This window comes from Roseobacter denitrificans OCh 114 (assembly GCF_000014045.1).
Classification (GTDB): Bacteria; Pseudomonadota; Alphaproteobacteria; order Rhodobacterales; family Rhodobacteraceae; genus Roseobacter; species Roseobacter denitrificans.
Genome location: NC_008209.1, coordinates 1,529,143 through 1,551,766, shown reverse-complemented (window position 1 = coordinate 1,551,766; position 22,624 = coordinate 1,529,143). Strand labels below are relative to the sequence as shown.

The following is a 22,624-nucleotide window of genomic DNA, read 5'->3' as shown; positions in this document are numbered from 1 at the left end:
ATGACCACTGAAGTACGCGTACCAACATTGGGCGAATCCGTCACCGAGGCCACCGTCGCCACCTGGTTCAAGAAGCCTGGTGAGGCTGTGGCCGTGGACGAAATGCTCTGCGAATTGGAAACGGATAAGGTCACGGTCGAAGTGCCCTCGCCCATGGCGGGCACATTGGGTGAGATCGTGGCAGGCGAAGGCGAAACCGTCGGCGTCAATGCGCTGCTTGCGACCATTTCCGAAGGGGCGGCAGCACAGGCCCCGGCTGAGAATTCCGCCCCAACATCGGCTGCCGCATCCGCCTCCGTCGATGTGATGGTGCCGACGCTCGGCGAGTCCGTGACCGAAGCAACGGTCAGCACGTGGTTCAAAGCCGTCGGCGACAGCGTGGCGCAGGATGAAATGCTCTGCGAGCTGGAGACCGACAAGGTCAGCGTCGAGGTCCCCGCCCCCGCCGCCGGCACCCTGAGTGAAATCCTTGCACCCGAAGGCGAGACCGTCGCCGCGGGAGGCAAACTGGCTGTCCTGTCTTCAGGCGATGGGGCCACCTCCGCCCCGGCAGCAGCCGCCGCCACACCTGCCCCCGCAGCGCCCGCCGCAAGCGGGAGCAAGGACGTCGAAGACGCCCCATCCGCCAAGAAAGCCATGGCGCAGGCCGGTCTGAGCCCTGATCAGGTCACCGGCACGGGCCGCGACGGGCGCATCATGAAGGAAGACGTAAGTCAGGCCATTGCTGCTGCGGCTTCGGCCCCAGCGCCTGCGGCGACTGCGCCCGCCCCGCGTGCCCCTGTCTCTGCCGATGATGCAAGCCGCGAGGAGCGGGTGAAGATGACCCGTCTGCGCCAGACCATCGCCAAGCGCCTCAAGGACAGTCAGAACACCGCCGCCATGCTCACCACCTACAACGAGGTCGACATGACCGAGGTGATGGCCCTGCGCAACGAATACAAAGACCTGTTTCTCAAAAAGCACGGGGTCAAGCTGGGGTTCATGTCCTTCTTTACCAAGGCCTGCTGCCACGCCCTGCGCGAGGTGCCCGAGGTCAACGCAGAGATTGATGGCACGGATATCGTCTATAAGAACTTCGTGCATATGGGCATCGCGGCGGGCACGCCCACGGGCCTTGTGGTGCCGGTCATTCGCGATGCGGATGCCATGTCGTTCCACGCCATCGAACAGGCGATTGCCGAAAAAGGCGCGCGCGCGCGCGACGGCAAGCTGAGCATGGCGGAAATGCAGGGCGGGACCTTCACGATCTCGAACGGCGGGGTTTACGGCTCGCTGATGAGTTCCCCGATCCTGAACCCGCCGCAATCGGGCATCCTAGGCATGCATAAAATTCAGGACCGCCCCATGGCGATCAATGGCCAGGTCGTGATCCGCCCGATGATGTATCTGGCGCTCAGCTATGACCACCGGATCGTCGACGGCAAGGGTGCTGTGACCTTCCTCGTGCGCGTGAAGGAAGCGCTGGAAGATCCACGGCGCTTGCTGATGGATTTGTGATCTGCTGACTTTTGAAATCATGGAGCCGCGCCCAAACTCGGGCCACATGCCATCTTGCAAAAAGTCCAGCGGACCTTTTGACGTCGAAGGGGTCGTCAGCCCAAGGGCCTGCAACATGCACCCGCCATATGAAGACGCAAAACTTGTTCAGGAGTGTCACCATGTATAAACTCGTGCCGTTTGTGGGGTTGGCAACCCTTGTCCTAGCAGCCTGTACACCCACAGAAGTTGCGTTATTGTCAGGAAATACAACTACGGCGTTGGATATTGCCCGTGGCACCGGCACGGTAGTACGTGGCCAAGATGGCAGCTCTGGCTTTAGATATGCGTTTACAACCAATGGCTTGAATGGTCTGGTAGATCCGAGCCAACAAGAAAACGTTCGGCAGGACTACATTGCCCAGTTTGTCGCGCAGAATGGTATTTGCCAGAATGGCTGGGATATCAATGACCGGGCCGACACGGGTGGTATGCTATTGTATCAGGGAACATGCAGATAGCCGCCTGGCACTACTGTAATGCTGATCAACGGTATCGCGGCTTAGGTTTGTAAGAGAAAGGCAAACAATATGACCGAAATCACCATCCTCGTTCTCTACGGCCTTCTGGTCATCCTCACCCTGATCCTGCAAGCCACGGGGGCCATGACGCAGCTTGGCATGGGCTACCTGTTGGGCGCGCGGGATGAGGGGCGCACGGTGTCGGGCATTGCGGGGCGGCTGGAACGGGCGCTCAACAACTCGGTCACGGCCATGGTGCTCTTTGCCCCTGCCGTCCTGCTGATCGTCATCACCGAAAGCGCGACCAACCAGTCCCTCCTCGCAGCGCAGGCGTTTTTGCTCGCACGCCTCGTCTACCTGCCCGCCTATGCCTTCGGATTGACGGGCATCCGCAGCCTCGCGTGGACGGTCGGGTTGCTGTCGACCGCACTGCTCTATTTCCTGTCGCTGTGAAAGGGATCCCGTGACCACGAAACCATCCCCAGAACCACCGGCATCCCCGCTTCTGAAACCGATCTTGCGCTTCATCGCCTTCGCGATTGAAGCGCCCGCAACGGCAGCGGTCCGGATCGCCTGCGCCATGAGCGTGATCGCCCTGCTGATCCATACCAAGGCCAGCCTGCTCGGCGCATCCGCCACCGGCACAGGGTTTGCCGTGCTTTATGCCACATCCGCATGGGGCATCGCGCTTTATCTGCGCGCAAAAGAACGCGGTGGAAAAGATGACACCTGAACTGACGGTCCTTGCGCTGGCAGCGCTGTTGCAGGTCGCCCAGATGTGCGCCTATTCCGTCGCCGCCAATATGCAGGTTGATGCCAAAACAGCCTTCGGGCCGCGCGACACGCCGGTCCAACTTAGCGGCGTTGCAGCGCGTTTACAGCGGGCGATGAACAACCACTTCGAAGGGCTGGTGCTGTTTTCGATTGCCGTGGGCATCGTTGCGATTTCGGGACAATCCACGGGCTTTACCGCCGCCTGCGCGTGGGTCTATCTGGGTGCGCGCATCGCTTACGTGCCCGCCTATGCCTTTGGCCTCAGCCCCTGGCGGTCGATCATCTGGATGATCGGCATCGCCGCGACAACCGCGCTGTTGATTGCAGGGCTGATTTGATGCCAGTTTACACCCAAAAGCGCCACCGGCGCACCGACGACATACCGACGTGATACCGACACGTCACCGATACCACTTTCAGGCGCGTCACCAACACCAGATCCGGACGCGTCACAGACACGATACCAACGCCTGACAACAAAGGAAAAATACCATGGCCAGCTACGACGTGATCATCATCGGCTCAGGCCCCGGCGGCTATGTCTGCGCCATTCGCTGCGCCCAACTGGGGCTGAAAGTGGCCTGCGTCGAGGGGCGCGACACGCTGGGCGGCACCTGCCTGAATGTCGGGTGCATTCCATCCAAAGCGCTCCTGCATGCCAGCCATATGCTGCACGAGGCAGAGCATAATTTCGCCGCCATGGGGCTGGTCGGCAAGAGCCCGTCGGTGGATTGGAAAAAGATGATGTCCTACAAGGAAGACACCATCGGCCAGAACACCAAGGGCATCGAATTCCTGTTCAAAAAGAACAAGATCGACTGGCTGAAAGGTTGGGGGGCCATTCCTGAGGCCGGCAAAGTCAAGGTCGGGGATGAGGTGCATGAAGCCAAGCACATCATCATCGCCTCTGGCTCCGAACCCGCATCCCTGCCCGGTGTCGAGGTCGATGAGAAAACCGTCGTGACCTCAACCGGCGCATTGGAACTGGGGAAGATCCCCAAGAAGATGGTGGTGATCGGTGCTGGCGTGATCGGGCTTGAACTGGGATCGGTCTATGCGCGCCTCGGTGCCGAGGTCACGGTGGTTGAATTTTTGGACGCGATCACCCCCGGCATGGACGCCGAAGTGCAGAAGACCTTCCAGAGAACGCTGAAAAAGCAGGGTCTTAAGTTCATCATGGGCGCTGCTGTACAAAAGACGGAGAGCCTCAAGACCAAGGCGAAAGTACACTACAAGCTGCGCAAGGACGACAGCGAACATGTGCTGGATGCCGATGTTGTTCTGGTGGCCACGGGCCGCAAACCCTTCACCGAAGGGCTGGGTCTGGACGCGCTGGGGGTCAAGATGTCCGCGCGGGGACAGATCGAGGTCAACGCCCATTGGGAAACCAATGTGCCGGGCATCTACGCGATCGGCGACGTGATCGACGGCCCGATGCTCGCCCACAAGGCCGAGGATGAAGGGATGGCCGCCGCCGAACAGGTTGCGGGCAAACATGGGCACGTGAACTACGGCGTGATCCCCGGCGTCATCTATACCCACCCCGAAGTGGCCAACGTCGGCATGACCGAGGAAAACCTGAAAGAGGCGGGCCATGCCTATAAGGTCGGCAAGTTCAGCTTCATGGGCAATGGCCGCGCGAAGGCGAATTTTGCCGGCGACGGTTTCGTCAAAATCATCGCCGACAAGGACACGGATCGCATCCTTGGTGCGCATATCATCGGCCCGGCGGCAGGTGATTTGATCCATGAAATCTGCGTTGCCATGGAATTCGGTGCCTCGGCAGAAGACCTCGCCATGACCTGCCATGCGCATCCGACCTACTCCGAAGCGGTCCGTGAGGCGGCACTGGCCTGCGGCGATGGTCCGATTCACATGTGATCCACGCCTGCGCGGGCTACCACATGGTTTCAGCAGCCCGCGCGCCCCATGCCTGATCATAGGCTGTGCCACCCTCGGCCCCGTCGGTCATTTCCGACAGGATCTCGCCAACGGTGGGCAGTTGCGCTGACAGATCATCGCCAGACCATAGCCCCGCACGCATCAACGCCCGGGCGCATTGGGTGTAAATCTCCGCAATCTCAACAACGATGACAGTCGCAGGTTGACGCCCCTGCCGATCAAATCGTGCGCGCAAATCAGCATCATCACTCAGCCATGCCGTGCCATTCACACGCACCACATTGTGCGCGCCCGGCACCATGAACATCAGCGATACGCGCCCGTCCTGCACGATGTTACGCAGTGAATCCAACCGGTTGTTACCCCGCCAATCAGGCATCAGCAGCGTTCCGGGGTCCAATTCCTGCACCACCGGGCCATCATCTCCGCGCGGGCTGCCGTCGGTGCCTTCTGGGCCCACTGTGCTGAGCACGCAGAGCTTCGAGGTCATGACCCAGCGGCGATAAAGCGGTGTCATCCGGCCGGCCACTTTGCGCAGCGCCGGGGCGCCGGGCGTGCCATAAAGCGACTCCAGCGCCTCCACACTGGCGATCCGGTTAGGTGTGGTTTCCATCCGTGAACCCCGCTTCTGCCATCAATGCATCGGAACGCGTCTCAACCACGTTTTCCAGCTGTTTCATAAACGCATCACGCGGCAGGCCCGGTTCGATCACCGGCAAGAACTCAACCACCGCCACCCCGGGTTTGCGCAACAGCCCGTGTTTTGGCCAAAGCACGCCGACATTGGTCGCAACGGGGACACATGGCTGACCCAACTGTTCATAAAGGATGCCCGTCCCCACCTTATACGGGCGCTTTTCCCCCGGCGGGACACGCGTGCCTTGCGAGTAAATGATCAACTGTCCCGGCGTGCTGCGCCCGGCCTCGACATCCGCCACCATCTTTTCAATGGCCGCGCCACGTTTTCCACGATCCACGGCGACACAGTCCAGACGCCGCGCATAAAGCCCGATGATCGGCGTATAGAGTATCTCCTTTTTCATGATGAATTTCGCCGAGGGCAAGGCGGTAAAGATCATCATGATATCAAGGAAAGACTGATGCTTGGCCGCAATCAGCGCCTCGCCCTGAGGCGGCGTCCCGCGCACTTCGCAGCGCAGCCCGACCATCCATTTCGCCGTCCAGAACACATAGCGCGAATAGCCCTTGCAAGCGGCAAAGGCACCGCGTTTGTCCACCAATGCCCAAGGCGCGAACAACAGACCAATGATCGGCATCGCAATATACATTTGTGCAATGAACAGCACGGATCGCAGGTATTGAAACATCACGACAACTCCTTGAGGACGCGGCGGGCAGCCCAGCCCGTCGCGCTGAATGCCACAGCAGCGGCAAGGACCGGGATCAACAGCGGCAAAAGCCACTGGCCGCCCTGAAACCCAAGACCAGTCAGAAATCCGCCTGCATCCGAGGCGGGCGGCAAAAGCAACACCGCGCCCATCCCGAGCACCATGCCCCCTGCCGCCCCCGCCAGCGCGCGCAGGGTAAAGCGGCGGATAAACGCACGCGCAATGAATTGATCAGTTGCCCCGACAAGGCGCAAAACTGAAATGACCTGCGCATTTGCAGCCAGTGCGGCATTGGCCGCCAGCGTCACCATCGCGGCCATGCTGGCTGCCAGCAGCAGAACGGACACCACGCCAAGCGCGTTGAGACGGCGTGCCGATTGCACCAGCGGCGCGCGCCATTGCTGGTGATCGTCAAATACTGCCCCCGGCACCTCTGCTGCCAGACGCAAACGCAAGCCCGCCGCGTCAAAACCGCTGCTCTCCTGAATGACCTCGATCAGCTGCGGGACCGGCAGCGCGTCAAGGTCCAGTTCAGGCCCGAACCATGGCGCCAGCAGCGCGCGTTGTTCATCAGTATCCAGCGCACGGGCAAAGGCGACGCCAGCCGTTGTTTCGAGGATGCGCAGCGTCAGGGCTGTCTGATCCGCACGCTGCTCTGGCGGGGCAACAATACGGATGGTGGAGGATTGCGCCAACTCATCCCCCCAACGCGCCGCCAAGCGACCCGAAGCAAGGCTGAGCGCCAGCGCAAAGACCGCCAGAAAGGCCATGGCACCCGCCGCGAAAACAATAAGCTGCGCCGTAAAGCCCGAGGGCGGCACAACGCGGTCAGCCCCGCGATCCCCCAGCACGATTTCCTTGACGCCCATCACAGATCCGCCCCCGAAAGCTGAACCTGGTGGTTGGCGATCCGCAATACACGGGCCTGTATTTGTGACTTGGCCGCCCGGATCAGACTAAGGTCATGGGTCGCAATGAGCACTGTTTTACCCATCTTGTTCAATTCGATCAGCAGGCGCAAAAGACGCTGTGACATCTCCCAATCGACATTACCGGTCGGCTCATCCGCAATGATCACGTCGGGTGACATGATCACCCCGCGCGCCAGAGCCGCACGTTGGCGTTCGCCCCCTGACAACTCGGGCGGCATGGCGGTTGCGCGATGGGTCAGCCCCACCCAGCCGATCAATTCGATCAGGTCATCCGTTGCATGCTCCGCCCCGCGTCCGGTCACTTGCAGCGGCAATGCGATATTCTCCGCCACGGACAGATGGTCCAGAAACTGACAATCCTGATGCACGACACCGATGCGCCGTTGCAGCAGTGCCATCCCATCGCGCTCAAGCGCTGCGAGGTCCTGACCAAAGGCGCGAACCTGCCCAACCGATGGCAACAAAGCGCCGTAACACAGCTTGAGCAACGTCGTCTTTCCGGCCCCGGACGGACCGGTCAGAAAATGAAAAGAGCCCGGCGCAAGTGTAAGGGATATATCCGAAAATAATGCGCCGCCACTGTAACTGTAAGCGACGTTGTCCAGCTCGATCACGTGACCTCCGGGTCGTTGTCTGAGGCTCTTGTGCCTCAGGTCCGGTCTGGTTTCAATGCATCACTTACCGAGTTTATGCTCAGTTAAGACTTTTCGTTGAAACACCTGTCACATAGGGTAGCCCAAAACGGAAAGGTCCGTGAAAACCATGCAGCAGGGTTCAAAATGCGGTTGATTTGCCCCAATTGCGACGCACAGTATGAAGTGCCCGAAGACGTGATGCCGCTGGATGGCCGCGATGTGCAGTGTTCCAACTGTGGCCAGACTTGGTTTCAGGAACATCCGAGCGCACCAGCCGATGCGACGACGGAAACCTTCGATTTCGCCAAGACGCCGGAACCTGCCCCCGGGCAGACGCGCGAAGAGGCGGATGAGACGCCCGAACTGCCAACGCCTCCGGTGCGCCGCGCGCTGGACCCGGCGGTCGAGGACGTGTTGCGCGCCGAGGCCGAGTTGGAGGCGCAGGCACGCAGGGCTGAGAGGTCCAATCTGGAAAGCCAACCTGACCTCGGCCTTGGCGATACCCCCCAAAAACGCAGCCCCCAGATTGATCCGGCGCCTGAGCGAAAGACGCGGCCAGCGGTTGACCCGAAGAAGGATGAGGAAACCTTTGCAACTGCGTCCTCCTCCGCCATGTCCAGCCGCCGCGAATTGTTGCCGGATATCGAAGAGATCAACTCGACGCTGCGCTCTAACAATGATCGCTCACCGGGCAGCGACCCCGGACAAACCGCCCAGATTGAGGTGCGGGAAAAACGAAACTCCCGGCGCGGGTTTATCCTTGCCATTGCTTTGGTTGGCGGTCTCGTGCTGGTCTATCTCTACGCTCCGCAGATCGCACAGCAGATACCGCAGGCCGAGCCTGCGCTGATGAGCTATGTGGAGATCGCCAACGGGTGGCGCGTCTGGCTGGACACGCAATTCACTGCGCTGCTGACATGGCTTGATCAGGTGTCAGGCAATGGTACTTCCTAGCATGGCCCGGGTTTGCCACACGTATTTTGCGTGTCGTCCAACGAGTTAAAGCGTCATGCGAAAAACCTGAATCACGTAATGCTGCCTGAAATCAAGGATTTCAACGCGTTACGTGATACTCGATGTTTCAGGTATTTCGTCAGACGCTCTAGAGCGCCTGAAACAACGCATCGACCTCTTTCTTTTCACACAGCAATCCATGCCATGGGTTTTTCGTCAAACGCCCTAGAACCTGTCCAGCAAGCGGTTGAGGTAATCGCGCTCCACCTCGGGCCGTTCCGTGTCGCCTGATCTGCGGCGGATTTCGTCCAGCAATTCGCGCGCACGCCCATAGGCATCATCGTTCAACGCCAGCGGGCTGTCATCGCCCTGCACACCGGAGTTGCCTGCTTCGCGTCCCAGGGGATCGCGGCTGTCGGCGCGCTGATCGCCCGGTTGCGTGCCCTGACCGGGCTGGCCGTTTTGCTGCTGTTCGGCCATCATTTCGCCCAGAGCGCGCATGCCCTCGCGCAGCGCTTCCATGGCCTGTCCCTGATTGTCGATCGCCTCCGCCAGATCATTCTGGCGCAGCGCATCCTCCGCGTCGTCCATCGCACGGCCGGCACGATCCAGCGCATCGCGCGCAGCGTCACCTTCGGGGGTCCCGGCACCGGGCAGGTTCTGTTGCTGGCGGCTCAACTCATTGCGCAAGTCTTGCTGGCGGTCGGCAATGCTGCCCTGTTCACCACCTTCGCCCGGCTGGCCATTCTGGGCTTGTCCGTCCTGTTGACCGCCTTGCCCCTGACCCTCGCCTTCGTGCTCGGTGCCGCGCCCCTGACCGCCATTTCGCCCTTCATTACCCTGATTTTCACCGGCCTGCGCGTTGGGATTGAATTGCTCCTGAAGATCGCGGAACGCCTGATCGCTCAGACCCTGCTGCTCGCGCAGCGTTTCTGACAGTCCCTCCATGGCTTGTTCGCCCGGGCTTTGACCGCCCTGCCCTTGCTGGCCTTGGGTGACGCGCATGTTCTCCATCATTTCCTGAAGCTCTTGCAGCGCTTGCTGGGCTTCGGCCATGCGACCTTGCTCCATCAACTCCTGAATCCGGTCCATCATGCGCTGCAGATCATCCTGCGTCATCTGCATGGAATTTTGCTGATCGCCCTGCTGACCGGGCTGTTGTTCCTGCTGATCGCGTTGCGCCTGACGCGACAGTTGCTGCAAATAATCCTCGGTCGCACGACGCAGTTCCTGCATCAATTCGGCTATTTCCTCGTCCGATGCGCCGTTCTTGATCGCCTCGTTGAGACGCTCCTGCGCCCGGCGCATCCGTTCCGCCGCATCGGCCAGATCGCCCTCTTCGAGGATCAGCGCAAGGTCCCACATGTCATCGGCAAGCTCTTGCTGCTTTTCGTCCGTAATCCCATATTTTGCGTGCAACTCCAGCGTCCGGATCACCTGCCTCAGGCGCAGTGCATCCGTCTCTTTGCGAAACAGTTCCTGCGGTTCGTAAGAGACAGCGCGCATGACCTGCGCGATGGTTGGCCCGTTGGCACGCGACCACAACAGATCACGCCGTGCCTCGATCACGGCCGCCGCCACCGGGTCAAAAAAGCGCCGACCCGGCAGGACAATCGCGCGTGGTTCCGTTTCAAACTGCTGCTCGGCACCATCAAGCGCCGACAGGCTGACCGCCACGGGCAGGTTTGCCCATGGATGCTGCGAGAAATCTTCGATGAGGTTTTCCTCGAATTCGGCCCTGCTGCCCGAGATCGGCATCGGCAAAGGCACGATGAGTTCGGGACGTGATTCAGGCTCAATCGTCAGACCATAGCGGCGATCAACGGCGGCCAGATCAAGCGAAAAGCGCGCCTCTCCGGCCTCTACTGCGTAATCATCGACCGCATAAAACGGCAACGTCATCTCGCCCATCGCAGAGGCACTGGGATCCGACAGAACCGCAATTTCCGGTGGCTGATCCGGGATAACGACCACTTGCCAGCTACGTCCGCCGGGGCCACTGATGGTGATCTCCCCATCCTGCACGACGACGAAATCCTGCGCCGGATCCGAGACTGCCGCAACATCCGCGCGCCCGGACACGGTTTCCGTAAGGGTCAGCGCGCCGATCTCGCCATACATGCGCATGGTGATCAGGCTGCCCGCCGGGACCGCCAGTTCGCCTGCGTCGATATCGTTGAGATAAATGGTCGGCCGCCCGGTGTAGCGCGGGCTTTCGGCCCACCCCTCCCAGACCGGTCCGGCGGCAAGGCCCGCCCCGCCGGGGGTCATTTCGGACACCGAGCCGACCCGCCAGATCGAGCCAAACAGCAATGCAATGCCAAACGCCAACAGCGCCATATAGCGAAGTGCGTAGGGATCACGTTTCGGGGTTTGCAGATCCGCCGGCACGGGTTTGGCCAATTGTGCTCGCGCGGCCATTCGTTTTTGATGTGCGCGCCAGACAGCCGTTGAGGCGGCATCGCCGGAACCGATCGTCTGCGTGTCCGTCAGCGCCTGCAGCGGCCTGCCGGGCAAGCTCGCATCAAGGCGCAGGATCGCGTCCTCCCGAGTTGGCAGGCGGAAACTTCGGAGGGCGTAAACAAGTGCCGCGACACCCGCCAGTACGGAAATAACCGCCGATCCCCAGACAATTTCCACGCCAACAAGGTCCTGAAGCCCCAGCATCAGCGCCGACATGACCAAAAGACATACACTGAGCAACGGCCAGAAACTGTGCACGACAGCTTCGGTCAGCAGCCCCATCCACGTCAAACGCAGGGGCCATCGCACTGATTTCAATGTTTTTTCCGCATCATGCCGGGAAAAAGACGCCATATGTCATGCTCCGTTGCCAATGGCCCCTTTGCACGCGCACGATCAGAGCCAAGTAGGAATGGTATCTCGTTTTATCATTTCGTCAAAGGTTGGACGTGGGCGAATAACCGCAAATTGATCTTCATGCACCAAAACTTCGGGAATAAGCGGGCGGGAATTGTACTCGCTGCTCATGACTGCGCCATATGCACCGGCCGAGCGGAAGGCGACGCGTTCTCCGGCGGCGACCGGCGGCATGATGCGTGCGCGCGCGAATGTATCGCCCGTTTCGCACACAGGGCCGACGATATCGAATTTCACCTGTTCAACCCCCGGATCAGGCTCAACCACCGGAATGATATCGTGATAGGCTTCGTACATGGCAGGGCGGATCAGGTCATTCATCGCCCCGTCAATGATCAGGAAATCGCGATCTTCACCGGATTTCACGTAAATCACCTCAGAGACCATGATACCGGCGTTCCCGACGATCAGCCGACCCGGCTCAATCTCGATCTCGCAGCCCAGATGCCCCAGCTTGCGCTTGATCATCGCGCCATAGTCGGAGGGTAAAGGCGGCGCCTGATTGTCGCGTGCATAGGGAATGCCAAGACCCCCACCGAGGTCCAGACGCCGGATGTTGTGGCCTTCGGCGCGCAACTGCTCTGTCAACTCCGCAACCTTGTCATAGGCGGCTTCGAACGGGGCAAGCTCTGTCAACTGGCTGCCGATATGCACATCAATGCCGATCACCTCCAGCCCCTTCATCGAAGCGGCGAGCGCATAGACCTCGCGCGCGCGCGAAATCGGGATGCCGAATTTGTTCTCGGACTTGCCCGTGGCGATCTTTGCATGCGTTTTGGCGTCCACATCGGGGTTCACGCGAATGGTGATTGGTGCGGTAACGCCCATCTCCAGCGCGGCGGCGTTCAGCACCTCCATCTCCGGCTCGGACTCAACATTGAACTGTCGAATGCCCCCTTCGAGCGCGAGGCGGATTTCGGCGGCTGTCTTTCCCACCCCTGAAAACACGATCTTGTCGCCGGGCACCCCGGCGGCCTTGGCCCGCAGATACTCACCCCCCGACACCACGTCCATGCCCGCCCCCGCCTGAGCGAGGGTCTTCAGGATCGCCTGATTGCTGGCCGCTTTCATGGCGTAGCATACGAGGTGGTCCATCCCGTCAAGCGCCTCATCAAAAAGGCGGAAATGCCTCAGAAGCGTTGCAGTGGAATAGAGATAAAACGGCGTGCCCACGGCGGCCGCAATCTCGGGCACCGATACATCCTCGGCGTGCAACACGCCATCGCGATAGAGAAAATGATCCATGCGCGCGCTTTACGCAAAAGCGCAGCCAAGATCAATCAGCCTTTGCCGCGCGCGGCGTTTCGGCCCAACAGGCAGTTCCAGCCGCAGACCTCAACGATTGTGCATCCGCAACGCCAGGTACAGCGGCAAGCCGCAGCTGACGCCGATGCAAAAGGTTGCGGGGATCGCAATCAGGCCCAGCCAACGGCGCGTACGGAAGGTTTCAGCCAGCACCCAGACGGTCAGTGCCACGGCGGCAATCGTGAGATCCCACACCAAACCACTTGTCGCGGCGTTGACATGCCATGCATCGACCATGGCCATCAGATCATAGCCGTTGGCGTTGAACCAGCTGATGAAATAATACATGGGGTGGATGGACCCCCACACCGCCAGTGCAAAGAAAACCATACGCAGCATATTCATTTCAGCCCCTTTTGACCACGCCGTAGCGCGCATAGCCGGAAATACTCACCCCCGTCTGCGGCGCAGGCTCAGATGTCGGTTTGGATGCGGGCTGACGCTGTGTCCCCGTACAGGCGGACAAGAGCGCAACGCATGATACCAAGGCGAGCAGCTTGATCACGCGCGTTACAGCCCCAGAAATATCGAAAACGGGCCTTGGTTCAGACCGACACCGATGTTCGAGTTCACGCCACCTGAGCCAATCGCGACGGATGCTCCGACGGACGGGCGCACCGGCTCACCATCCACACCACAGGCGGATAGCGTACCGATCAAAACCAACACCGCAACACTTCGGATCATCACAGGAGTGCCCTCCACCGAGCGATTTGTTCGCGCACCCGCACGGGTGCCGTTCCACCGTATGATATACGGCTTTGAACCGAGTTTTCCACCCCGAGCACATCAAAGACATCCCCCGTGATGCCAGCATGTACGCCGCGCATATCTTCCAGCGTGAGGTCCGGCAGGTCGCAGTGTTTCGCTTCGGCCAGTGCGACCAATGCGCCAGTGACGTGATGTGCCTCGCGGAACGGCAGGCCAAGTACGCGCACCAACCAGTCCGCAAGGTCCGTGGCCGTTGAAAAGCCCGAACCCGCCGCCTGCGCAAGGCTCTCGCGGTTGGCCGTCATGTCGCTGACCATGCCGGTCATCGCCGCCAGCGCGAGCATGAGGTTGTCGGCGGCATCAAAGACTTGCTCTTTATCCTCCTGCATGTCCTTGGAATAGGCCAGCGGCAGCCCCTTCATCACCATCATCAGCGCCGTATTGGCACCGAAAATGCGACCAACCTTGGCGCGGATCAGTTCAGCGGCGTCCGGGTTCTTCTTTTGCGGCATGATCGAAGAGCCAGTGGAAAAGCGGTCCGACAGCGCCACAAAGCGGAACTGAGCAGAGGACCAGATCACCAGTTCCTCGGCAAAACGACTGAGGTGCATGGCGCAGATGCTCGCCGTGCTCAGGAATTCGAGGGCAAAGTCACGATCGCTCACGGCGTCGAGGGAATTGGCCGCAGGCCGGTCAAACCCCAGCGCCTGCGCGGTCATGTGACGGTCAATCGGAAAGGACGTACCCGCCAGCGCCGCCGCCCCAAGCGGGCTTTCATTCATGCGCGCGCGCGCATCACGCACACGGCTCAGGTCGCGTCCGAACATCTCCACATAGGCCATCATGTGATGGCCCCAAGTCACAGGTTGCGCGGTCTGTAAATGGGTAAAGCCGGGCATGACCCAATCTGCCCCGGCTTCGGCCTGATCGAGCAACGCACGGATCAGCGCCAGCAATCCGGCCTCACACGCATCCAACTGATCGCGCACCCAGAGTTTGAAATCCGTGGCGACCTGATCGTTGCGACTGCGGCCCGTGTGCAAGCGCCCGGCAGGCTCGCCGATGATCTCCTTCAGGCGCGCCTCCACATTCATGTGAATATCTTCCAGCGCGGTCGAAAACGGGAAATTTCCCGCCTCGATTTCTGACAAGACCGTGAGTAGCCCTTCCCCCATGGCCTGCGCATCGCTAGGCTCAACAATGCCTGTCGCGCCCAGCATCGCGGCATGTGCTCGCGACCCTGCAATATCTTGTGCAGCCATACGCTTGTCGAACCCGATTGAGGCATTAATTGCTTCCATGATCGCATCGGGTCCGTCCGCAAAACGGCCGCCCCACATCTGATTGGAAGATTTCGGGTTTTGCGTGTCTGTCATCTGTGTTCACCCTTTGGAGGGAAAATGAAAAATATTGTTTCCGCGCTCGTTTATACGGCCCTTTCCTTGGGTGCAATCACCGTGGGCACGACGGCCCATGCCGATCTTGCGGCCGCAGCAGAAATGCGCGACGGCGACATGAAAAAACTGGTGTTTCATGCGACCCCGCAGGATACGTCGGATGCGGCGTTCTTTCTGGAAGATGATGGCGGCACAACCACGTTGGAAAGCTACCGGGGCAAATACGTATTGCTGAATTTCTGGGCGACATGGTGTGCGCCCTGCCGGGTTGAGATGCCCCACCTGTCCGAATTGCAGACAGAATTCGGCGGGGACGATTTCGAGGTGCTTACCATTGCGACGGGACGAAATTCGCCCACCGGTATCAAGAAATTCTTTGAAGAGATCGGCGTGGATAATCTGCCCCGCCATCAGGACCCAAAACAGGCGCTTGCCAGCGAGATGGCGATCTTTGGACTGCCGATCACCGTGTTGATAGACCCCGAGGGCAAGGAAGTCGCCCGCCTGCGCGGCGACGCGGATTGGGCATCGGACAACGCCAAGGCGATCATCGAAACGATCCTCGCGCGCGCACCATCCTGATTAAAACGGCTGCTGCGCAGGAAACAATGGACCTGTGACCAGATTTCTCTAGGCTGATGGATATTCAATCGATTGGTTTTTGAGAGGCCCGCACCGTGCCGTTTTACAGCAGTTTACGCAAAAGCTATCCCGCTGGCTCTGCTGAGGAAACGCTGCGCAAACGCACGCTTGCCGGTATTCGACGACTGCGCGCCGCCTTGGCTGACCATTTTCCCAGCGATACAGATCGCATGGGAACGGTGCGCATCGGCACATGGAACATCCGCGAATTCGGTAATGCAAAATTCGGCGGGCGCGACAGCTATGAACCGCTGTATTACATGGCCGAAATCATCTCGAACTTCGACATCGCCGCAATTCAGGAAGTGCGCGATGACATGCGCGAGTTCACCCAACTGCTGGAAATTCTCGGACCCGATTGGGATTACATCGCCACCGATGTGACAGATGGTGCCGCCGGAAACGGTGAGCGGATGGTGTTCATGTTCAACCGCAATCGCGCACGGTTTCGCAATATCGCGGGCGAGTTGACACTGCCCGAGGGCAAGAAGGTGCTCGCCAGCTTTGGTGAACGCATCAAGCTGGAGAACGGCATCGCTCTGCAATTGCCGCCCGGGGCGGACCTGTCCGGCGTCTACCGGGCGCGATCCTTGCGAAACAACAGCAAGATACGTCTGGATCAGGACGTGGAAATCCCGCTGCCCGACGGCACGATGTTGCAACTGCCCGACGGCAGCGGGCTGGCCGTGACAAAAGGCACCGAGGTTACCCGCCCGCCCAACACACGCGGACAGGTGAATGTGGATTTGCCAGCAGGCGTTGTGGCGGGAGAGGCCTTTCGCCTCAGGTTTCCCGGGGATGCGCTCGACCAGAGCTTCAAGCAGTTCGCGCGCACCCCTTTTCTGGTCAGTTTTCAGGCAGGGTGGCTAAAAATTGACCTCGCCACGGTGCATATCTATTTCGGCTCGAATGAAGACGACAGGTTGCTGGAACAGAGACGCCGGGAAATCGCCAGACTGACCGAAGCCATCGGCAACCGCGCTTCAAAGGAGATGAAAAAGAACCCTGACAATGCGATGGTGACTGCCGTTCTGGGTGATTTCAACATCATCAGCCCGGAACATGAGACGATGCAGGCACTGGAAGCCAACGGTTTCGAAGTGCCCGACAAGATCAAGCAAATTCCCGGATCAAACGTTGATAAATCAAAGGCATACGATCAAATCGCATTCTGGGAACCCAAGCGCAGCCGCGGCTATGCCCATGTGAAAGTACATGGCGCGAACGTCTTTGACTTTTTCGAACATGTCTATCGGCTGGATGAACGCGACACCTATCAGCCACACCGCTCAGAGCGGTCGTATAAAAACTGGCGCACCTATAAAATGAGCGACCACCTGCCCATGTGGGTTGAGCTTGCAAGCGACTTTTCGGACGCTTTTCTTGATGTGTGCGACGCGGCAGAGCCACCCGAATAATACACGGTTATGGCATTTATCCCGGTGCGGGAGCCTGAAACTTGTCAAAACCAAACCTTTCGTAGGTATTGTTCACACTGCCGGGGTGGAAAACACATGCGCCATCCCTTTTTCGCGATCAGATGGAAAAAACGTTGACGGGCCAAGAGATAGGTTTAGCTTCGCGCACAACCGGAGGCACTGCCCTATGCCGCTTTTGACGCGACTTTTCATTTCATTCCTTGTTCTGTGGATCGGCGTAGTCGCAAATGCTCAAAATGGGCCGCCGCCGGTCACTTTGGCCAACCCTGTCGTGAAGACCATCGTCGAAGACGACGAGTTTGTCGGACGCTTCGAAGCCGAAGGCGAAGTAATCGTGCGCGCCCGGGTGTCGGGCTATCTGCAGACGGTGCACTTTGATGACGGAAGCCGGGTCGAAGCAGGGCAGCTTTTGTACACGATTGACCAGCGCCGCTTTCGCACTGCTTTGCGTCAGGCACAGGCGCAGATCGACGTGGCACAAGCCACCTATGATTTCACGTTGGAGCAGTTGGAGCGTGCAGAATCTCTGATCCTGAACGGAAACATTTCGCAAAGCGCGGTCGACTCCCGCAGAGAAGCCTATCTCGCCGCGCAGGGCGCTCTTGAGCAGGCCCGTGCAGCCCTCGAACTGGCGCAGATCGACCTTGAGTTCACACAGATCACAGCCCCCATGTCAGGCCGGATCGACCAGACGCAGGTTGACCCCGGCAACCTTGTGCTTGCCGACCAGACGGAGCTTACGTCGATCGTATCCTCTGATCCGATCTACTTCTTTTTTGATATTGATGAGCGCTATTTTCTTGCCTACGCCCGCGACGCCCGCGCACGCGGCGCTTCCCTGCAAGAGGGTGGCGGGCAGCTTCAGGTCAAAGTATCCCTGTCAGACGAATCCATTCCCCCGATCGACGGCACGCTGGACTTTTCGGAAAACAGGATCGACGCGGAAACCGGCACGATGCGTGTGCGTGCCGTCTTGGACAACCCCGATGAGATGCTGACGCCGGGTCTGTTTGGTCGGGTCAATGTACCGGGGTCCCTGCCCTACGAGGGGATTTTGGTGCCCGATGCGGCGATTGTCGCAGACCAGAACCGGCGCCTTGTGATGAGTGTCGATGCAGAGGGCAACGTCACGCCCATTCCTGTGCGCCCCGGTCCGCGCATTGATGGCTACCGCGTGATACGCGAAGGGCTCGACGGGAGCGAGTTGATCGTGATCGAAGGCATCATCCGCGCACGCCCCGGCAGCGTTGTCACGCCGGAACGGGTGGAATTACCGCCGGTTGCGGAAAACTGAAATGGGCCGTTTTTTCGTAAGCCGACCGATATTCGCCATCGTCATGTCGGTCATCATGACCATTGTCGGCATGCTCGCCTATACCCAATTGCCCATCGAGCAATATCCGCAGATCGCGCCCCCCTCAATTGTGGTGCGGGCAAATTACCCTGGCGCGGATGCCGAAACCATTGCGGCGACCGTCGCCACGCCGCTTGAGCAAGAGATCAACGGTGTGGAGGGGATGCTGTATCTGTCTTCCTTCTCGACCGCGGACGGCTCTATGAGCCTGACCATCACCTTCGAGCTGGGCACTGACCTTGATGCCGCACAGGTTCTCGTTCAAAACCGTGTCGCCATCGCGGAGCCGCGCCTGCCGCAAGAGGTGCGCGCACTCGGGGTAACAACCACCAAATCCTCGCCCGATCTGATGATGGTTGTGCATATGCTGTCACCGGATGAAACCTTTGATCAGCTCTATGTGTCGAACTACGCACGGGCACGGGTGCGTGACCGGCTGGTGCGCCTTGATGGGGTTGGTGATCTGCTGATCTTTGGTGAACGGGAGTTTTCGGCGCGGGTCTGGCTCGATCCGGACCGGTTGTCATCGCTCAGCCTGACCGCGGCGGACGTGGTGGATGCGCTGCGCGAGCAGAATGTACAGGTCTCCGGTGGCGCGCTCGGCGCGCCGCCCAACGATATGAACAGCGCTTTTCAGGTCACCATCACCACGCAAGGACGCCTTGAAAGCCCGCGCGAATTTGGCCGGGTCATCGTAAAAGCTTCTGAAGACGGCAGGGTCGTGCGCGTGCGCGATGTTGCTCGCGTTGAAATCGGCGCGCGGTCCTATGTGAACAATTCATACCTCAACAACAAACCGGCGGTGGCCTTGGGTATATTTCAGCGACCCGGCTCAAATGCGTTGGCCTCTGCGGATGAGATCATAGCGGTGATGGATGAACTGGCCGAGGATTTCCCGCGCGGGCTGGAATATCAGGTGGTCTATAACCCGACCGAATTCATCGCCGCATCCGTCAACGCAGTCTACCGCACCTTGTTCGAGGCGGTCTTGCTGGTGGTCGTGGTGATCCTTGTTTTCCTGCAAAGCTGGCGTACCGCCATCATCCCGCTGCTGGCCATCCCGGTGTCACTGATCGGCACCTTCGCGGTGATGTTTGCGCTTGGATATACGCTGAACCTGCTGACGCTCTTTGGCCTGATCCTTGCCATCGGCATTGTGGTCGATGATGCAATCGTGGTCGTCGAGAACGTCGAACGCAACATCAAGAACGGGATGACACCCCGGCAAGCCTCCGCGCGCACCATGGACGAGGTGCAAAGTGCCATCATTGGCACCTCCCTTGTCCTGATCGCGGTGTTTGTACCCGCAGCACTTGTGCCCGGCATCACGGGCCAGTTTTACAAGCAGTTTGCTGTCACGATTTCCGTGGCGACCGTGATTTCGACGATCAATTCCCTGTCGCTCTCCCCTGCCCTCGCCGCAAGCATCCTCAGACCCCACAGCGAAACGCCGTCCCGCAACCCGCTGACCCTTTTGACGCAGCCGCTCGCCCGTGGGTTCAACCGCGGATTTGACAAGCTGACGGCCGGATATGTGGCTATCGTCTCTGTGCTGGTGCGATCATACAGAATGCTGGCCCTGTCATTCGTGGCCTTTGCCGGGCTGCTTGGGACGACCTACTGGCTTAGCCAGCAAGTCCCGACCGGTTTCATTCCTGACGCAGATCAGGGATATGCCATTGTCGTGGTTCAATTGCCCGATGGCGCCTCTTTAGAACGCACGGATGCCGTGATGCGGCAAGCAACCGAAATCGCGCTTGAGACACCCGGTGTGACAAATGCCGTTGCCTTTGCGGGTTTCTCCGGCGCGACTTTCACCAATGCCAGCAATCAGGGCGTCATCTTCACCACATTCGACAGCTTTGAAAACCGCATTGAAACAGGGCTGGACGCAGGCGCAATCGTCGGCCAGCTTTTCGGACGGATGCAGTCCCTCCGGGAGGCGTTCATCATCGCGATTGCTCCGCCGGCTGTGCGCGGGGTCGGCAACGGCGGCGGCTTCAAGCTGCAACTGCGTGAGAACGAAAGCGCGGACATGTCGCGTGTACTGGGGACGGCCTATGCGATCATGGGGGCCTCGGCGCAGTCCGACAAGGTGCAACGTGTGTTCACGACGTTTTCGGCCAACTCGCCACAGGTCTATCTGGAGATTGACCGCGTCAGGGCGCAGATGCTCAACGTGCCCATCGGGGAGATTTTCGAAACCCTCGCGATCAACCTCGGGTCGGCCTATGTGAATGATTACAACGCGCTTGGCCGACTGTTTCAGGTACGCGCCCAGGCGGATGCGCAATTCCGTCTCGATGAGAAAGACATCACCGCGCTGAAGGTGCGTACGGCCACCGGCGCATTGGTGCCCTTGGGCACTTTGGTGTCCGTGGTGGATACGGCAGGCCCCGCACTGGTGCAACGCTACAACCAGCAAGTATCAGTGCCAGTTCAAGGCTCCGCAGCGCCGGGCGTGTCGACCGGTGAGGCCTTGATCGCAATGGAGGAAATGGCCACGGCCCTGATGCCCCCCGGCGTTGATTTTGAATGGACGGAACTGGCCTTTCAGGAACGCAATCAGGGCGATACAGCGGCCTATATATTCGCCTTTTCCATCCTCTTTGCCTTTCTGTTCCTCGCAGCCCTCTACGAAAGCTGGGCCTTGCCTGTGGCAATTATCCTCGTTGTGCCCCTTGCGGTTCTGGGGGCTTTGGCGGGCGTGATGTATCGCGGGATGGATAATAACATCCTGACGCAGGTCGGGTTGATCGTCCTTGTCGGTCTTGCGGCCAAGAACGCAATTCTGATCGTGGAGTTCGCAAAACAAGCGCATGAAGAACGCGGATGCTCTGCGGTTGAAGCCGCAGTTGAGGCCAGCAAACTGAGGTTACGGCCGATACTGATGACCGCATTGGCGTTTATCCTCGGCGTGGTGCCCTTGATGATAGCCACCGGCCCGGGGTCGGAGATGCGTCAGGCGCTTGGCACGGCGGTCTTCTTTGGCATGTCCGGCGTGACCTTTCTGGGCCTGTTCTTCACGCCTGTGTTCTATGTGGCGATCCGGTCCCTGTTCCCCTTGAAACAGTTGCCGGACTGATCAATCCGTCTCACCGACACTTATCCATGCAGATTGGGTAAACCAAGGTTTAAAAACGGCGCCTCATCGCTTAGTCAGCCTGTGGCGAAGGTGCGTACTTGTGTCTTTGCGCCGCCAAACAGCAACCAGATCAAAGGGTCAGACATGCAAAACCGACAGCTGCGCCAAGACGGAAAAACAGTTTCAGCGATCGGTCTGGGGTGTTGGAGCTTTGCAGGATCCTACGGGGCCACCAGTGAGAGCGAAGCGCATGAAACACTGGCCGCAGCGCGCGATCTTGGCGTCGATTTCCTCGACACGGCGAATGTCTACGGCATGGGCGTATCGGAAAGCATCATCGGTTCCTACCTGAAAACAACGCAAAACACGTTCACCATTGCGACAAAAGCGGGTATCTCGCGCGATCCGCAAACCGGGGCGCGCGTGTTCAATAACACGGCGGCGTATCTGCGCGGCGAATTGGAAAACTCCCTGTCACGGCTGGGTCTTGAGCAGGTCGATCTCTATTACATTCATCGTCGCGATGCCGATGTCCCGATTGAAGATGTCATGGAAACGCTGCTGGCGTTCAAGGCGGAGGGCAAGATCGGCGGGATCGGGTTTTCCGAAATCTCGCCCGCGTCGCTCAGACGGGCCGCCGCCGTTGGGAACGTTGATGCGGTACAAAGCGAATACTCCCTCTGGACCCGCCAGCCGGAGATGGGCATGATCCAGACCTGCAAGGCGCTAGGGGTCGCCTTTGTGCCGTTTTCGCCGCTTGGGCGCGGTATGCTCACAGCGACGCCACCTGACCCTGCGACCTTCGAAAAAGGTCATTTCCGTACCGGCACACCGCGTTTTTCAGAGCCGAATTTCAGCCACAACATGACCTTTATATCCAAGTTCCAGAGGCTCGCGCAGACGCTTGATATCTCTCCGGCAACTCTGGCGATTGCGTGGTGCCTGACGCGCGGCGATCACCTCATCCCGATCCCCGGAACGCGCAGCGCAGCGCATTTGGCCGAGTGCGTTGCCGGGTGCTCGTTTGAGATGACCCGGGAAATCGAAGACGCCATAGATAACATCCTGCCGATTGGATGGGCTCATGGCGACCGCTACGCGCCGGAACAATGGCCGGGCGTGGAAGGCTACTGCTGAGCCTCTCAAAGGGGCCGCGTTCCAGCTAGAGCGTCTGACGAAATACCTGACACATCAAGTTTCACGTAACGCGCTGAAATCCTTGTTTCCAGCGCGTTACGTGATCGCGGTTTTTCGCGTGACGCTTTGAA

General features: G+C 59.6%; 21 protein-coding genes. 12 read left to right on the top strand and 9 right to left on the bottom strand.

What is annotated here, in order from left to right:
• The 6 genes from odhB (at window position 1) to lpdA (ending at window position 4,652) form a co-directional block, all read left to right on the top strand.
• Window positions 1-1,497, top strand: coding sequence for a 2-oxoglutarate dehydrogenase complex dihydrolipoyllysine-residue succinyltransferase (gene odhB / locus RD1_RS07420; RefSeq protein WP_011567855.1), 1,497 nt, complete (start codon window positions 1-3; stop codon window positions 1,495-1,497).
• A 161-nt stretch (window positions 1,498-1,658) separates the two neighbouring features.
• Entirely contained in the window at window positions 1,659-1,997 is a 339-nt protein-coding gene (locus RD1_RS07415; RefSeq protein WP_143090254.1) for a hypothetical protein, read from the top strand.
• A 69-nt stretch (window positions 1,998-2,066) separates the two neighbouring features.
• A complete protein-coding gene (locus RD1_RS07410) occupies window positions 2,067-2,450 on the top strand; it encodes an MAPEG family protein (protein ID WP_011567854.1) in 384 nt (127 codons plus the stop codon).
• 10 nt (window positions 2,451-2,460) lie between these two features.
• Complete coding sequence (locus tag RD1_RS07405) at window positions 2,461-2,730, top strand: hypothetical protein (RefSeq protein WP_011567853.1); 270 nt, start codon at window positions 2,461-2,463, stop codon at window positions 2,728-2,730.
• The gene (locus RD1_RS07400) at window positions 2,720-3,109 is read left to right on the top strand and encodes an MAPEG family protein (RefSeq protein ID WP_044033003.1); all 390 of its coding nucleotides are present in this window, start codon (window positions 2,720-2,722) and stop codon (window positions 3,107-3,109) included. The genes RD1_RS07405 and RD1_RS07400 overlap by 11 nt, the downstream gene beginning before the upstream one ends.
• A 154-nt stretch (window positions 3,110-3,263) precedes the next feature.
• Complete coding sequence (gene lpdA / locus RD1_RS07395) at window positions 3,264-4,652, top strand: dihydrolipoyl dehydrogenase (RefSeq protein WP_011567850.1); 1,389 nt, start codon at window positions 3,264-3,266, stop codon at window positions 4,650-4,652.
• Between the two features lie 16 nt (window positions 4,653-4,668).
• Here the strand turns inward: lpdA and RD1_RS07390 are convergent, their stop codons facing one another.
• The 4 genes from RD1_RS07390 to RD1_RS07375 are packed head-to-tail and all read right to left on the bottom strand — an operon-like array spanning window position 4,669 to window position 7,568.
• On the bottom strand, window positions 4,669-5,286 hold the full coding sequence (locus tag RD1_RS07390; protein ID WP_011567849.1) for a pyridoxamine 5'-phosphate oxidase family protein: 618 nt from the start codon (window positions 5,284-5,286) through the stop codon (window positions 4,669-4,671).
• Window positions 5,270-6,001 carry a lysophospholipid acyltransferase family protein gene (locus RD1_RS07385; RefSeq protein WP_011567848.1) on the bottom strand — a complete coding sequence of 244 codons (732 nt, stop codon included), beginning with the start codon at window positions 5,999-6,001 and terminating at the stop codon, window positions 5,270-5,272. Before RD1_RS07385 ends, RD1_RS07390 begins: the two co-directional genes overlap by 17 nt.
• Window positions 6,001-6,891, bottom strand: coding sequence for a cell division protein FtsX (locus RD1_RS07380; RefSeq protein ID WP_011567847.1), 891 nt, complete (start codon window positions 6,889-6,891; stop codon window positions 6,001-6,003). Before RD1_RS07380 ends, RD1_RS07385 begins: the two co-directional genes overlap by 1 nt.
• Window positions 6,891-7,568 (bottom strand): cell division ATP-binding protein FtsE, encoded by a 678-nt coding sequence (locus RD1_RS07375; RefSeq protein ID WP_011567846.1) that lies wholly within the window; start codon window positions 7,566-7,568, stop codon window positions 6,891-6,893. The genes RD1_RS07380 and RD1_RS07375 overlap by 1 nt, the downstream gene beginning before the upstream one ends.
• A gap of 165 nt (window positions 7,569-7,733) precedes the next feature.
• Between RD1_RS07375 and RD1_RS07370 the strand changes: the two genes are divergently transcribed.
• Window positions 7,734-8,543 (top strand): zinc-ribbon domain-containing protein, encoded by an 810-nt coding sequence (locus tag RD1_RS07370; RefSeq protein WP_011567845.1) that lies wholly within the window; start codon window positions 7,734-7,736, stop codon window positions 8,541-8,543.
• Window positions 8,544-8,768: 225 nt separating this feature from the next.
• On the opposite strand, the gene RD1_RS07365 is transcribed toward RD1_RS07370, so the two are convergent.
• The 5 genes from RD1_RS07365 to argH form a co-directional block, all read right to left on the bottom strand.
• Complete coding sequence (locus RD1_RS07365) at window positions 8,769-11,360, bottom strand: TIGR02302 family protein (RefSeq protein WP_011567843.1); 2,592 nt, start codon at window positions 11,358-11,360, stop codon at window positions 8,769-8,771.
• A gap of 42 nt (window positions 11,361-11,402) precedes the next feature.
• Complete coding sequence (gene lysA / locus RD1_RS07360; protein WP_011567842.1) at window positions 11,403-12,668, bottom strand: diaminopimelate decarboxylase; 1,266 nt, start codon at window positions 12,666-12,668, stop codon at window positions 11,403-11,405.
• Window positions 12,669-12,758: 90 nt separating this feature from the next.
• Window positions 12,759-13,073, bottom strand: a complete 315-nt coding sequence (locus RD1_RS07355) for a DUF2834 domain-containing protein (protein WP_011567841.1) — start codon at window positions 13,071-13,073, stop codon at window positions 12,759-12,761.
• Window positions 13,074-13,238: 165 nt separating this feature from the next.
• A complete protein-coding gene (locus RD1_RS21140) occupies window positions 13,239-13,415 on the bottom strand; it encodes a hypothetical protein (protein ID WP_171959998.1) in 177 nt (58 codons plus the stop codon).
• Window positions 13,415-14,815 carry an argininosuccinate lyase gene (gene argH / locus RD1_RS07350; protein ID WP_011567838.1) on the bottom strand — a complete coding sequence of 467 codons (1,401 nt, stop codon included), beginning with the start codon at window positions 14,813-14,815 and terminating at the stop codon, window positions 13,415-13,417. The genes RD1_RS21140 and argH overlap by 1 nt, the downstream gene beginning before the upstream one ends.
• A 24-nt stretch (window positions 14,816-14,839) precedes the next feature.
• Here argH and RD1_RS07345 point away from each other — a divergent pair, with 24 nt between their 5' ends.
• The 5 genes from RD1_RS07345 to RD1_RS07325 all read left to right on the top strand — a co-directional run bounded on the left by RD1_RS07345 (window position 14,840) and on the right by RD1_RS07325 (window position 22,493).
• Window positions 14,840-15,418 (top strand): TlpA family protein disulfide reductase, encoded by a 579-nt coding sequence (locus tag RD1_RS07345; RefSeq protein WP_011567837.1) that lies wholly within the window; start codon window positions 14,840-14,842, stop codon window positions 15,416-15,418.
• A 95-nt stretch (window positions 15,419-15,513) separates the two neighbouring features.
• The gene (locus tag RD1_RS07340) at window positions 15,514-16,896 is read left to right on the top strand and encodes an endonuclease/exonuclease/phosphatase family protein (RefSeq protein WP_011567836.1); all 1,383 of its coding nucleotides are present in this window, start codon (window positions 15,514-15,516) and stop codon (window positions 16,894-16,896) included.
• 187 nt (window positions 16,897-17,083) lie between these two features.
• On the top strand, window positions 17,084-18,211 hold the full coding sequence (locus tag RD1_RS07335) for an efflux RND transporter periplasmic adaptor subunit (RefSeq protein ID WP_044033002.1): 1,128 nt from the start codon (window positions 17,084-17,086) through the stop codon (window positions 18,209-18,211).
• Window position 18,212: 1 nt separating this feature from the next.
• A complete protein-coding gene (locus tag RD1_RS07330) occupies window positions 18,213-21,356 on the top strand; it encodes an efflux RND transporter permease subunit (RefSeq protein WP_044033001.1) in 3,144 nt (1,047 codons plus the stop codon).
• A 144-nt stretch (window positions 21,357-21,500) separates the two neighbouring features.
• A complete protein-coding gene (locus RD1_RS07325; RefSeq protein WP_011567833.1) occupies window positions 21,501-22,493 on the top strand; it encodes an aldo/keto reductase in 993 nt (330 codons plus the stop codon).
• Window positions 22,494-22,624 lie beyond the last annotated feature (131 nt).

Bases quoted from the DNA above. Each gene is read 5' to 3' on its own strand.
- odhB (WP_011567855.1), top strand. From the start codon at position 1: ATGACCACTGAAGTACGCGTACCAACATTGGGCGAATCCGTCACCGAG.
- RD1_RS07415 (WP_143090254.1), top strand. From the start codon at position 1,659: ATGTATAAACTCGTGCCGTTTGTGGGGTTGGCAACCCTTGTCCTAGCA.
- RD1_RS07410 (WP_011567854.1), top strand. From the start codon at position 2,067: ATGACCGAAATCACCATCCTCGTTCTCTACGGCCTTCTGGTCATCCTC.
- RD1_RS07400 (WP_044033003.1), top strand. From the start codon at position 2,720: ATGACACCTGAACTGACGGTCCTTGCGCTGGCAGCGCTGTTGCAGGTC.
- lpdA (WP_011567850.1), top strand. From the start codon at position 3,264: ATGGCCAGCTACGACGTGATCATCATCGGCTCAGGCCCCGGCGGCTAT.
- RD1_RS07390 (WP_011567849.1), bottom strand. From the start codon at position 5,286: ATGGAAACCACACCTAACCGGATCGCCAGTGTGGAGGCGCTGGAGTCG.
- RD1_RS07385 (WP_011567848.1), bottom strand. From the start codon at position 6,001: ATGTTTCAATACCTGCGATCCGTGCTGTTCATTGCACAAATGTATATT.
- RD1_RS07380 (WP_011567847.1), bottom strand. From the start codon at position 6,891: ATGGGCGTCAAGGAAATCGTGCTGGGGGATCGCGGGGCTGACCGCGTT.
- RD1_RS07370 (WP_011567845.1), top strand. From the start codon at position 7,734: ATGCGGTTGATTTGCCCCAATTGCGACGCACAGTATGAAGTGCCCGAA.
- RD1_RS07365 (WP_011567843.1), bottom strand. From the start codon at position 11,360: ATGGCGTCTTTTTCCCGGCATGATGCGGAAAAAACATTGAAATCAGTG.
- lysA (WP_011567842.1), bottom strand. From the start codon at position 12,668: ATGGATCATTTTCTCTATCGCGATGGCGTGTTGCACGCCGAGGATGTA.
- RD1_RS07355 (WP_011567841.1), bottom strand. From the start codon at position 13,073: ATGAATATGCTGCGTATGGTTTTCTTTGCACTGGCGGTGTGGGGGTCC.
- RD1_RS21140 (WP_171959998.1), bottom strand. From the start codon at position 13,415: ATGATCCGAAGTGTTGCGGTGTTGGTTTTGATCGGTACGCTATCCGCC.
- argH (WP_011567838.1), bottom strand. From the start codon at position 14,815: ATGACAGACACGCAAAACCCGAAATCTTCCAATCAGATGTGGGGCGGC.
- RD1_RS07345 (WP_011567837.1), top strand. From the start codon at position 14,840: ATGAAAAATATTGTTTCCGCGCTCGTTTATACGGCCCTTTCCTTGGGT.
- RD1_RS07335 (WP_044033002.1), top strand. From the start codon at position 17,084: ATGCCGCTTTTGACGCGACTTTTCATTTCATTCCTTGTTCTGTGGATC.
- RD1_RS07330 (WP_044033001.1), top strand. From the start codon at position 18,213: ATGGGCCGTTTTTTCGTAAGCCGACCGATATTCGCCATCGTCATGTCG.
- RD1_RS07325 (WP_011567833.1), top strand. From the start codon at position 21,501: ATGCAAAACCGACAGCTGCGCCAAGACGGAAAAACAGTTTCAGCGATC.